Below are 12,321 nucleotides of genomic sequence, written 5' to 3'. Positions count from 1 at the left end.
CGGCGTTCCTTACTTCTTCCGCTTGTGGCGGCTTAGGAGAATGAATTTGTTGGTCGACTTATTGGTGCGGGTCTTCTTGCCCTTGGTCGGCTTGCCCCACGGGGTGACCGGGTGACGGCCGCCCGAGGTACGACCTTCACCACCGCCGTGCGGATGGTCGATCGGGTTCATCGCGACACCGCGGTTGTGCGGCCTGCGGCCCATCCAACGCTTGCGACCGGCCTTGCCGATCGAGGTGTTCATGTGATCCGGGTTCGAGACCGCGCCGATCGTGCCGCGGCAACGGCCGTGCACCAAGCGCTGCTCGCCCGAGTTCAGGCGGATGATGACATAGTCCTGGTCGCGGCCGACGAGCTGGGCGTAGGTGCCCGCGGAACGCGCGAGCTGGCCGCCCTTGCCGATCTTGACCTCGATGTTGTGGATGATCGTGCCGACCGGCATGTTGCCGAGCGGCATGACGTTGCCCGGCTTCACGTCGACGTAATTGCCGGCGATGATCGTGTCGCCCACAGCCAGGCGCTGCGGCGCCAGGATATAGGCCTGCTCGCCGTCCTGATACTTGATCAGTGCGATGAAGCCGGTGCGGTTCGGATCGTATTCCAGCCGCTCGACGGTCGCGGGCACGTCGACCTTCTCACGCTTGAAGTCGACGGTACGCAGCGTCTGCTTGTGACCGCCGCCGCGGAAGCGCACGGTGATGCGGCCGGTGTTGTTGCGGCCGCCCGAGGACTTCTTGCCCTCGGTGAGGGCCTTCAGCGGCTTGCCCTTGTAGAGGGCCGAACGATCGACCATGACCAGCTGGCGCTGGCCGGGCGTCGTGGGATTGAATGTCTTCAGTGCCATCGTCGTACGACCTTACAGACCGGTGGTGACGTCGATCCGGTGACCCTCTTCGAGGGTCACGATCGCGCGTTTGCTGTTCGACTGCGAGCCGATGGTGCCGCGGAAGGCCTTGACCTTGCCCTTGCGGACCAGCGTGTTGACGCTCTTGACCTTGACGTCGAACAGCTTCTCGATCGCTTCCTTGATCTGCGGCTTGGTCGCCTTGGCGGCCACCTTGAACAGCACCTTGTTGTGCTCCGAGGCGATCGTCGCCTTTTCGGTCACGACCGGCGACAGGATCACGTCGTAGTGGCGAGGCTCGATGTTCTTGCTCATTTGAAGCGCGCCTCCAGCGCATCGATGGCGGCCTTGGTCAGAACGAGCTTCTGACGGCGCAGGATGTCATAGACGTTGATGCCCTGGATCGGCAGCACGTCCATGTTCGGGATGTTGCGGGCCGCAGCGGCGAAGCCGTTGTTGAGCTCGGCACCGTCGATGATCAGCGCATTGGTCAGCCCGAGACCCGAGAAGTGGCCGAGCAGCGCCTTGGTCTTGGCGGTCTCGAGCGCGGCCTTCTCGATCACGACGAGATCGCCGTCCTTGGCCTTGGCCGAGAGCGCATGCTTCAGAGCGAGCGCACGGACCTTCTTCGGCAGGTCGGTGGCGTGCGAACGCACCACCGGACCGAAGGCACGACCGCCGCCGCGGAACTGCGGCACGCGGGCCGAGCCGTGACGAGCACCGCCGGTGCCCTTCTGCTTGTACATCTTCTTGCCGGTGCGCCAGATCTCGGCGCGGCCCTTGGCCTTGTGCGTGCCGGCCTGGCGCTTGTTGAGCTGCCACTGCACGCAGCGCGCGATGATGTCCTCGCGCGGCTCGAGGCCGAAAATGGCGTCGGACAGCTGCACGGAGCCGGCTTCCTTACCTTCGAGGGTGGTGACCTTCAATTCCATCTCACGCCTCCTGCGCAGCCGGAGCGGCTTCCGCGTCGCCAGCAACCTTGAACTTGCCGGGCTTCGGAGCTTCCTTCGGCAGCGGCTTCTTGACGGCGTCGCGCACGCGGATCCAGCCGCCCTTGGAGCCGGGAACGGCGCCTTCGACGAGGATCAGGCCGCGCTCGACATCGGTCTGGACGACGCGAAGGTTGAGCGTGGTGATGCGGTCGACACCCATGTGGCCGGGCATCTTCTTGTTCTTCCAGGTCTTGCCGGGGTCCTGACGGCCACCGGTCGAACCGATCGAGCGGTGCGAGATCGACACACCGTGCGTGGCGCGCAGACCGCCGAAGTTCCAGCGCTTCATGCCGCCGGCGAAGCCCTTACCGACCGAGGTGCCGGTGACGTCGACGAACTGGCCGACGACGAAATGGTCAGCCTGGATCTCGGCGCCGACCGGGATCATGGCGTCGGCGGTGACGCGGAATTCCTCGACCCGGCGCTTCGGCTCGACCTTGGCGACCGCGAACTGGCCGCGCTCGGCCTTCGGCATGTAAACGGTCTTGCGGGTACCAGAACCGAGCTGGAGCGCGACGTAACCGTTCTTCTCTTCGGTGCGGTGGCCTACGACCTGGCAATTGCCGAGCTTCAGCACGGTCACGGGAATATGTTCGCCGGCCTCCGTGAAGACCCGCGTCATCCCGACCTTTTGTGCGATCACTCCGGAGCGCATCGGCTTGCTTCCTGTTCTCTTTGTCCGCTTTTGGCGAACGGGATCCAAAATCTTAGAGCTTGATCTCGACGTCGACACCGGCGGCCAGGTCGAGCTTCATCAAAGCATCGACGGTCTGCGGGGTCGGATCGACGATGTCGAGCAGGCGCTTGTGAGTGCGCATCTCGAACTGTTCGCGGCTCTTCTTGTCGACGTGGGGCGAACGGTTGACGGTGAACTTCTCGATGCGGGTGGGCAGCGGAATGGGTCCGCGGACCTGCGCGCCGGTGCGCTTCGCCGTGTTCACGATCTCGCGGGTCGACGTATCGAGGATACGATGGTCGAACGCCTTGAGACGGATACGAATGTTTTGGCCGTTCATTGCCGTGCTTTCTTTGAGTAGAGTGGCGAGTAGCGAGTAGCGAATGGAATTCCCTATTCGCCACTCACCATTCCCTATTCGCTTGTTACTCGATGATCGAGGCGACGACGCCGGCGCCGACGGTGCGACCGCCTTCGCGGATCGCGAAGCGGAGCTTCTCTTCCATCGCGATCGGCACGATCAGGTGCACTTCCATCGCGATGTTGTCGCCCGGCATCACCATCTCGGTGCCTTCCGGCAGGTGCACCACACCCGTCACGTCGGTGGTGCGGAAGTAGAACTGCGGACGGTAGTTGGTGAAGAACGGGGTGTGGCGACCGCCCTCTTCCTTGGTGAGGATGTAGGCCTCAGCCTTGAACTTGGTGTGCGGCTTGACCGAACCCGGCTTGGCCAAAACCTGGCCGCGCTCGACGTCCTCGCGCTTGGTGCCGCGGAGCAGCGCGCCGATGTTGTCGCCGGCCTGGCCCTGATCGAGCAGCTTGCGGAACATCTCGACGCCGGTGACGGTGGTCTTCTGGGTCGCGCGCAGACCGACGATCTCGATTTCCTCGCCGACCTTGATGACGCCGCGCTCGACACGGCCGGTCACGACGGTACCGCGGCCCGAGATCGAGAACACGTCTTCGACCGGCATCAGGAACGGCTGGTCGATCGGACGCTCCGGCTGCGGGATGTACTCGTCGACGTTGCGCATCAGCTCGAGGATGGCGTCGTGGCCGAGCTTCTTGTCGGAGTCTTCGAGAGCGGCGAGCGCCGAACCCTTGATGATCGGGATCTTGTCGCCGGGGAACTCGTACTTCGAGAGCAGCTCGCGGACTTCGAGCTCGACGAGCTCGAGCAGCTCCGGATCGTCGACCATGTCGCACTTGTTGAGGAACACGACGAGCGCGGGCACGCCGACCTGGCGGGCGAGCAGGATGTGCTCGCGGGTCTGCGGCATCGGGCCGTCAGCGGCCGACACGACCAGGATCGCACCGTCCATCTGGGCGGCGCCGGTGATCATGTTCTTCACGTAGTCGGCGTGGCCGGGGCAGTCGACGTGAGCGTAGTGGCGGTTCTTGGTCTCGTACTCGACGTGCGCAGTCGAGATGGTGATGCCACGCGCTTTCTCTTCCGGCGCCTTGTCGATCTGATCGTACGCGGTGAACGTCGCACCGCCGGTCTCGGCGAGGATCTTGGTGATCGCCGCGGTCAGCGACGTCTTACCATGGTCGACGTGACCGATGGTGCCGATGTTGCAGTGCGGCTTGGTACGTTCAAACTTTGCTTTGGCCATTTGACTCTCCGTTCAATCGTCGGCTTGAGACCGACGACAATCAGGCAAACTTCTTCTGGACTTCTGCCGACACATTGGCCGGCGCTTCTGCGTAGTGATCGAACTGCATGGTGAAGGTCGCGCGACCCTGGCTCATCGAGCGCAGATTGTTCACGTAACCGAACATGTTCATGAGCGGCACCATCGCGTTGATGACGTTGGCGTTGCCGCGCATGTCCTGCCCCTGGATCTGACCGCGCCGGGAATTCAGGTCGCCGATGACCGAGCCGGTGTAGTCCTCCGGAGTCACCACCTCGACCTTCATGATCGGCTCGAGCAGGACCGACTTGCCCATCTGCAGCGCTTCGCGGAAGCAGGCGCGCGAGGCGATTTCGAAGGCGAGCGCCGACGAGTCGACGTCGTGATACTTGCCGTCGACGAGCTGCACCTTGACGTCGACCACGGGGAAGCCCGCGACCACGCCGGACGACAGCACGCTCTCCAGGCCCTTCTCGACGCCGGGGATGTACTCCTTCGGCACCGCGCCGCCGACGATCTTCGATTCGAACTCGAAGCCCTTGCCGGGCTCGTTCGGCTCGACGATGAACGACACGGCCGCGAACTGGCCGGTGCCGCCGGTCTGCTTCTTGTGGGTGTAGCTGTGCTCCACCCGCTTGGTGATGCGCTCACGGAACGCCACCTGGGGCGCGCCGATGTTGGCGTCGACCTTGTATGTGCGCTTGAGGATGTCGACCTTGATGTCGAGATGGAGCTCGCCCATGCCCTTGAGGATGGTCTGGCCGGACTCGTGGTCGGTCGAAACGCGGAAGGACGGATCCTCCGCGGCGAGCTTGGCCAGCGCCACGCCCAGCTTCTCCTGGTCGGCCTTGGACTTCGGCTCGATCGCGATCTCGATGACCGGCTCGGGGAATTCCATCTTCTCGAGGATGACCTGGTGGTCGGGATCGCACAGCGTGTCACCGGTGCGCGCTTCCTTCAGACCGGCCAGCGCGACGATGTCGCCGGCATAGGCCTCCTTGATGTCCTCGCGGTTGTTCGCATGCATCAACAGCATGCGCCCGATCCGCTCCTTCTTCTCGCGGGTCGAGTTCACGACGCCGGTGCCGCTCTGCAGAACGCCGGAGTAGATGCGGCAGAAGGTGATGGTGCCGACGAACGGGTCGTCCATGATCTTGAACGCGAGCAGCGCCAGCGGCTCCTTGTCGTCCGCCTTGCGCACGACCTCGTTGCCCTTGTCGTCGGTGCCCTTGATCGCGGGCACGTCGAGCGGCGACGGCAGGTAGTCGACCACGGCGTCGAGCAGCGGCTGCACGCCCTTGTTCTTGAAGGCCGAGCCGCACAGCACGGGATAGAACGCGCCGGTCAGCACCGCCTTGCGGATCAGGCGCTTCAGGGTCGCCTCGTCCGGCTCCTTGCCGTCGAGATAGGCGGCCATGGCGTCATCGTCGAGCTCGACGGCGGCTTCCACCATCTTCTCGCGATATTCCTTGGCCTGGTCGACGAGGTCTTCCGGAATGTCGACATAGTCGAACTTCGCGCCGAGCGATTCATCGTTCCAGATGACGCCCTTCATCTTCACGAGGTCGACGAGACCCTTGAAGTTGTTCTCGGCACCGATCGGAAGCTGGATCGCGACGGGCTTGGCGCCCAGACGGTCGACGATGTCCGACAGACATTTGAAGAAGTCGGCACCGATCTTGTCCATCTTGTTGGCGAAGACGATGCGCGGAACCTTGTACTTGTCGCCCTGGCGCCAGACGGTCTCGGTCTGGGGCTCGACGCCCTGGTTGGAGTCGAGCACGCAGACGGCGCCGTCGAGCACGCGAAGCGAACGCTCGACTTCAATGGTGAAGTCGACGTGACCGGGCGTGTCGATGATGTTCAGGCGCTTGCCGTTCCAGAACGCGGTGGTCGCAGCCGAGGTGATCGTGATGCCACGCTCCTGCTCCTGCTCCATCCAGTCCATCGTCGCGGCACCTTCGTGCACTTCGCCGATCTTGTGGCTCTTGCCGGTGTAATAGAGGATGCGCTCGGTGGTCGTGGTCTTGCCGGCGTCGATATGCGCCATGATACCGAAGTTACGGTAGTCCTCGATGGCATGTTGGCGGGGCATGGGTCGTTCCTTGCGAGTCCGAGTGTGTCGCCGTTACCAGCGATAGTGCGAGAAGGCGCGGTTGGCTTCCGCCATGCGGTGCACGTCTTCGCGCTTCTTGACGGCGTTCCCCCGGTTGTTCGATGCGTCCAAGAGCTCCGCCGAGAGCCGCTCGGTCATCGTCTTCTCGTTGCGCTCACGCGCAGCCGCGATCAGCCAGCGAATGCCGAGAGCCTGCCGGCGGGTCGAGCGAACCTCGACCGGAACCTGATAGGTCGCGCCGCCGACGCGGCGGGAGCGGACCTCGATGGTCGGCATGACGTTCTCGAGCGCCTGCTCGAACACGCCGAGCGGGTTCTGCTTGGTCTTGGATTCGATGATGCCGAACGCACCATACACAATGCCTTCCGCAACCGACTTCTTGCCGGCGTACATCACCGAGTTCATGAACTTCGTGACGATGATGTTCCCGAACTTCGGATCCGGAAGAACTTCGCGCTTTTCCGCAGAGTGGCGACGAGACATGGGCTTGGTTCCCGCTTACTTCGGACGCTTGGCGCCGTACTTCGAACGACGCTGCTTACGGTTCTTGACGCCCTGGGTATCCAGAACGCCGCGGAGGATATGGTAGCGCACGCCCGGCAAGTCCTTGACGCGGCCGCCGCGGATCATGACCACCGAGTGCTCCTGGAGGTTATGGCCCTCGCCGGGGATGTAGCCGATCACCTCGAAACCGTTGGTCAGGCGCACCTTGGCAACCTTACGAAGCGCCGAGTTCGGCTTCTTCGGGGTCGTGGTGTAGACGCGCGTGCAAACACCACGCTTCTGCGGCGACTGCTGCAGCGCCGGCACCTTCTTGCGCGACTTCTGCACTTCCCGCGGTTGAGCGATCAGCTGGTTGATCGTCGGCATTCTGGCCTTCACCCTTTTTCTGCCGCGGCCCCACTCGGGTCCGCTGTCTTGCCGCGGCCCGTCACCGGGTCCGCAAATTCTGTTCGAGCTGCCCGCCCGACGGGGCCGCCTTGCGCGAATAACCCGCGCAAAGCGAAATTGCGCCAACCGCTCCATCAAGGAGCGGAAAGCGCTTCGACGCCACAGAGGACCGCAGTCTCGAAGCCGTTCAGCGTCACGCCGCGGCCCGCACCCTGAGGTCATGCATCCGAATTCGATCTCAAGAGAACGTGCTCGAGAGAACTAAAGTCGCACTGGCATTGCCTAGCTATGATCGACAGCGTTTGAGCGGCATTCGTCGAGGTTGGTGCCCGTCTTTGCGACCCCTGGCAGATCTAGTCTTTGGGGATCAACGGGTGGCCCGTTCCGACGCTGGCGATGCTCACCGCCTGTCGTTAAGTGAGGCGCTTTCTATAAGTGAGAATCGGTCAAGTCAAGGTGAAACGACAGTCAGAAAGCGCTTCATGCGGCTGCGAAAATAGCCTCTTGGCCGCCTCACCGCGCCTGCCTGACATAGGCAGCCTGTTAGATCTGAAAGCAATTATACCCGGACTTAATATATTTTTATTACCAGGCCGAGAGCCTTTTTTCCTGCCTGCGCTCAGTTTGCTGGCTGGTGACGCGGCCTTCCAGCTTTCCCGCCCTGCCGCGAGGCCCGATGTGGCGCGGCTTCAGCCCGGACTTGCCGATCGGCGGATGGTCTTGGCCCGAGCCATGCGTGCAAAAAAACGTGGCGTCGCGGCGGCCGAGCGCCTCGCATCAGGGAATCGACGAGTCCCGCGCGCCGCTTGTGAGTCGAGACGATCAAACGAGGCCCCTCGGAGCTGAACGCCCGCGGTTACTCCTCCTCGTCGTCCTCGTCGTCCTCATCGTCCTCGAGGTCTTCGTCCTCTTCGTCATCGGCGCCGTCGGCGGCGGCGCGAGCTGCCGCGCCATGGGGCTGGTGGATCTGGTCGTTCCACAGCTTGCGATAGGTGCCGTTCTTGGCGAGCAGCTCGGCATGGGAGCCGCGCTCGATCGCCCTGCCCCCTGATATCACGATGATCTCGTCCATCTCGACCACCGAGGTCAGGCGGTGGGTCGACCAGATCATGGTGCGACCCTTGGCGACCCTGAGCAGGGTGCGGTTGATCGCGGCCTCGGTGGTCTGGTCCAACGCTGAGGTGGCTTCGTCCAGCAGCAGCACGGAGGGGTTGCGGATGATCGCGCGCGCGATCGCGATGCGCTGGCGCTGGCCGCCCGACAGCGTGTCTCCGCGCTCGCCGACCTGCGTGTCGTAGCGCTGCGGCAGGCTCATGATGTAGCGGTGGATCTCGGCCTTCTTGGCCGCCTCCTCCACCTCCTCGTCGGTTGCACCCTCCTTGCCGAGCCGGATGTTCTCGCGGATCGACATGTTGAACAGCATGTTCTCCTGGAACACCACCGCCATGCTCCGGCGCAGCGAATCCAGCGTCACCTTGCGGACGTCGACGCCGTCGATGGTGACGCGGCCTTCGTCGGGCACGTAGAGCCGCAGGATCAGATTGAGCAGCGTGCTCTTGCCGGAGCCGCTCGGGCCGACGATCGCGATGCGCTTGCCGGCATTGAGCTTGAGGCTGAGATTGTCCAGCACCGGCGTCTGGCTGCCCTCATACTGGAAGGTGACGTGATCGAAGGTGATGTCGTTGGTGATTCGGGGCAGATCCGGCGCGCCGGGGCGGTCTGCGCCGCGGGTCGGCTCGTCGAGCAGTTCCTGGATGTGACGGATCGCGGCGGCCGAGGAGATCGACACCGGGATGAAATGCATCACATGGGCGATGTTGTAGGAAACCTCCCAGAACGCGCTCTCGAAGGTGACGAAGGTGCCGATTGTGATCTGGCCCTTGGTCGCCAGATAGGCGCCGATCGCGAGCACCACGAGGTGCAGGAGGAGCACCGAGATGGTGACCGTCCGCTCCACCATGGTCGAGAGGAATGCGGCCGAGGCGATCTTGTTGCGGGTCTCGTCGTTGCGCAAGGTGAAGAAGCCGAACATCTTGCGTTGCAGGCTGAACGCCTTGATCACCGCCTGGGCCGCCACGTTCTCCTGCACCATGCCGAGCAGCGCCGATTCGTTGAGCTTCTGCTCGTAATTGGCCTGCACCGCCTTCGGCGTCAGGATCCGTGGGCCGATCAGCGTGATCGGGAACACCAGTAGCGCGACGACGGCGAGCTGCCAGTTGAGGAAGACCATCAGGATGATGCCGGCGATCAGCTCCAGGAACGGCAGTGCGGCACTGTTGGCGAACGTCTTGACCGAGCCTTCGAAGGCCGAGAGATCGACCGAGAAGCGCGACAGGATCTCGCCGCGCCTGGTGCGGCCGAAATAGGCGGCGGGCAGGTCCTGGACGTGCTCGAACAGGCGCTTGCGGACGTCGGAGATGATGCAAGCGGCAAGGCGTGCGTCCCAACGTTCGTACCAGACCGCGACGATCGAGGTGAAGATGCCGGCGGCCGCGAGCACGCCGAGGATCTTGTAGAGTGCCTGAAAATCCTCCTCGCCGAGCGCATCGTCGATCAGGAATTTGAGGCTGAGCGGCATGATGACGTTGAACAACGTCTCGACCACGACGCCGAAGGCCACGAATGACAGCATCCGCTTGTAGTTCGAGAGATAGGGCTTGACGAAGCCGACGATGGTCGCGAGGGCGCCGGCAGCCTCGCGCGCGGTAAAGACGACGAGGTCCTCGTCCTCATCGTCGTCGTCGAGTTCCAGCCCGCCGTGCTCCTCGTCTTCCTCGTCCTGGTCGGGTTCGAGGTCCGGCTTGGCGAGAGCAAGCTTGTCCTCGAGCTCGGCCGCCTCTTCCGCGGCGGCCTTCTGTTTGTCGGGCGGGAGGGGCTTGGATGCCATGAAACCAACCGATGCTGACGGCCGGCATGACCGCAGAGAACGCAGGACATAGCGGCAACCGCTATTGCACCGATTCTATGCGATCAGGATGAATTCGGCAAAACAATTGGGGAATTCGATTCCCGGTCCCTGGGCTAATCCTCGTCCTCGACCTTGTCGAAGAAGGAATAGCGCAGGGAATCCGCGTCGGCGTACCATTGCCCCGGTCCCTTATTGGCGGCGAGCGTCGCCTCCCAAAGCGCGTCGGTGCAGTCCTTGCGGTGCATCGACAGGTCGAAGCCGTTGCCGAAGAACAATTCGGACCATTCCCACCAGGTGCCGAGCTTCCTGACCCCCCGCAGCAGGTCGTAGCGGTCGATCAATGCCGGCGCCATGTCCGAGGTGATGGAGCCGAACACGAGGCCGGTCTTCACCACGCGGTTGAGCTCGCGAATCGCGCGGACCACCTGCTTCGGGGACACGTGGCAGAGGCTGGTCTCGAACACGAAGTCGAACGTGCCGTCCTTGAATGGCATGTCGGTGATCGAGCCGAGCTTGTTGTACTTCGTCAGCGCTTTCGGCGTCCTGGCGTGGATGGCGCGGTTGTTCTCGATTCCCCATGCATCGATACCGCGGTCGCGCAGTGCGCCGACCAGTTCGCCACTGGCGGAGCCCGCGACCAGCAGCTTGGCGCCCGCCGTCCTGCCCCAGACGATACCGATCAGCTTCGTGAGGTAGTCGGGATCGGTGAAGTGCCGCCACGCCTCATGATAGGGGCCGAGACCGCGATAATTCTCGAAATAATCGCGATCGATCTTGTCCGAAAGCGGCTTCTCGCCCTGCGCGCGTTCGCGACGCAGGCGCATCATCTCGGTCAGGATGATGTCGGTCGCCGCGTCCGAGGAATCGAGCAGGCCGTTCAGCGTCGAATCGAACAGATAGTCGCCGACCACCACGATGCCGGGGTGCTCCTTCGGTTCGGGCCGGTGATTGGTCATGACATCGCGCACCGGCAAACCACCCGGCAGCGCGTTCACCGACGACAGCCAGCGGTGGATCTTGCCTTCCATGAAGTGCAGACGCGCATCGCCGAGAGAAGCCGGCAGCGATTTCAGGGCGGCGTCGATCAGCTCCTGGTCCGACAGATTGGCAAAAGCCAGTGCGTCGGAGCCGGGAATGAGCCAGTTCAGAACACCATGCTTGCCGACGTCGTGACGTGCGCCCTCGTTGTAGACGCAGCAGCCGCCGAAGGCTTCCGACATGAACCAGGCGCCCGGAATCTTGTCGCCCCAGAACGGCTCGTCGAACAGGATCGAGACGCGCAGATAATGCGCAGGACGGTCGAAATAGGCCACGTGCTTGACCATCGACTTGCGCAGCTGCTCGCCCTCCCAGCCGAGAGTGGCGAGCCAGGAATGCGGCAGGCAGACCAGCACGAGATCGAAGTCACGGGTCTCCGGCCCCTTGCCGTTCATCATCTTCAGCTGATACCGGCCGGTCGGCGCCTTGCCGACGGCAAGCACGCGGTGGTTGAGCTGGATGTCGGCATTGACCTCCGACTGCAGGCATTCGATCAGCTGCTCGTTGCCGTTCTGGATGGAATAGAGGCCGATATAGCCGTCGACGTCCATCAGATAGTTCTTGAGCGCGTTGAGCCCGTTGGTGTTGTGGCTCTCGGTCGCGATGTCGGAACGCGCCATCACCTTGAAGAAGCGCTTTGCGGTGGCGTCCTCGACCTCCTCGTCGAGCACCTGCTCGGCGGTCTTGTAGGCCCAGGGATGCTCGTTGTCGTGCGCGCCGACGCCCTCGTAATATTCCACCGGCGACATCAACTCGGCGCAGCGCTTGCGGAAGGCTTCGATCGCCGCGGCAGTCTTGGCGCCGTACTTGCGGCGCATGCCCGGAATGTCGTTGAGCAGCTCGCCGCCGAACTGCACCTGCTCGGCATCCATCGGAATGGTCTGAAGGCCGAAATGCTGGATCAGCTCACGCAGCGGGTCCGGGCCCGTCATCGAGTAGTCGTAGATCTCGGCAACGCCGGCCTCGTACATCGCGGGCGCCGAATCGAACTTGCGCGTGACGATCTTGCCGCCGAGCCGGTCGGAGGCCTCGTAGATGGTGACGCGGCAGAGATCGCCGAGCTTGCGCTTCAGGTACCAGGCGCTCATCAGCCCGCCGGGGCCGCCGCCTACGATTGCGAGATCAAGCATGAGAGTTCCGTGGTCTTCCGGCCCTGCCCACTTCACGGGACCACCGGTCTAAGTCGCCTTAGCAGAAGCGCTTTTGCGGCTGAAGGAAAGATG

Annotated in this window: 11 protein-coding genes; all 11 read right to left on the bottom strand. The window is 63.4% G+C overall.

Annotation, left to right across the window (positions count from 1 at the left end):
- Positions 1 to 9: 9 nt before the first annotated feature.
- On the bottom strand, positions 10 to 843 hold the full coding sequence (gene rplB / locus HZZ13_RS31355; protein WP_060736369.1) for a 50S ribosomal protein L2: 834 nt from the start codon (positions 841 to 843) through the stop codon (positions 10 to 12).
- A 12-nt stretch (positions 844 to 855) separates the two neighbouring features.
- Positions 856 to 1,158 carry a 50S ribosomal protein L23 gene (locus HZZ13_RS31350; RefSeq protein WP_025036992.1) on the bottom strand — a complete coding sequence of 101 codons (303 nt, stop codon included), beginning with the start codon at positions 1,156 to 1,158 and terminating at the stop codon, positions 856 to 858.
- Entirely contained in the window at positions 1,155 to 1,775 is a 621-nt protein-coding gene (gene rplD / locus HZZ13_RS31345) for a 50S ribosomal protein L4 (RefSeq protein ID WP_091894751.1), read from the bottom strand. Before rplD ends, HZZ13_RS31350 begins: the two co-directional genes overlap by 4 nt.
- 1 nt (position 1,776) lies before the next feature.
- Entirely contained in the window at positions 1,777 to 2,490 is a 714-nt protein-coding gene (gene rplC, locus HZZ13_RS31340; protein WP_027574054.1) for a 50S ribosomal protein L3, read from the bottom strand.
- Positions 2,491 to 2,542: 52 nt separating this feature from the next.
- Positions 2,543 to 2,851: a 30S ribosomal protein S10 gene (gene rpsJ, locus HZZ13_RS31335; protein WP_002712302.1), complete on the bottom strand. Its 309-nt coding sequence runs from the start codon at positions 2,849 to 2,851 to the stop codon at positions 2,543 to 2,545.
- A gap of 85 nt (positions 2,852 to 2,936) precedes the next feature.
- Positions 2,937 to 4,127 carry an elongation factor Tu gene (gene tuf, locus HZZ13_RS31330; RefSeq protein ID WP_197963330.1) on the bottom strand — a complete coding sequence of 397 codons (1,191 nt, stop codon included), beginning with the start codon at positions 4,125 to 4,127 and terminating at the stop codon, positions 2,937 to 2,939.
- Between the two features lie 40 nt (positions 4,128 to 4,167).
- The gene (gene fusA, locus HZZ13_RS31325; RefSeq protein WP_197947884.1) at positions 4,168 to 6,240 is read right to left on the bottom strand and encodes an elongation factor G; all 2,073 of its coding nucleotides are present in this window, start codon (positions 6,238 to 6,240) and stop codon (positions 4,168 to 4,170) included.
- A gap of 33 nt (positions 6,241 to 6,273) precedes the next feature.
- A complete protein-coding gene (gene rpsG / locus HZZ13_RS31320; RefSeq protein WP_018647239.1) occupies positions 6,274 to 6,744 on the bottom strand; it encodes a 30S ribosomal protein S7 in 471 nt (156 codons plus the stop codon).
- A gap of 15 nt (positions 6,745 to 6,759) precedes the next feature.
- Entirely contained in the window at positions 6,760 to 7,131 is a 372-nt protein-coding gene (gene rpsL, locus HZZ13_RS31315) for a 30S ribosomal protein S12 (RefSeq protein WP_007603006.1), read from the bottom strand.
- Positions 7,132 to 8,008: 877 nt separating this feature from the next.
- Complete coding sequence (locus HZZ13_RS31310; RefSeq protein WP_197963329.1) at positions 8,009 to 10,039, bottom strand: ABC transporter ATP-binding protein; 2,031 nt, start codon at positions 10,037 to 10,039, stop codon at positions 8,009 to 8,011.
- A gap of 134 nt (positions 10,040 to 10,173) precedes the next feature.
- The gene (locus tag HZZ13_RS31305) at positions 10,174 to 12,228 is read right to left on the bottom strand and encodes an FAD-dependent oxidoreductase (protein ID WP_197963328.1); all 2,055 of its coding nucleotides are present in this window, start codon (positions 12,226 to 12,228) and stop codon (positions 10,174 to 10,176) included.
- Positions 12,229 to 12,321 lie beyond the last annotated feature (93 nt).

Source organism: Bradyrhizobium agreste (genome assembly GCF_016031625.1).
Taxonomy (GTDB): Bacteria; Pseudomonadota; Alphaproteobacteria; order Rhizobiales; family Xanthobacteraceae; genus Bradyrhizobium; species Bradyrhizobium agreste.
Note: the sequence above shows the minus strand (reverse complement) of the source record. Positions and strands in the feature narration are given on the sequence as shown.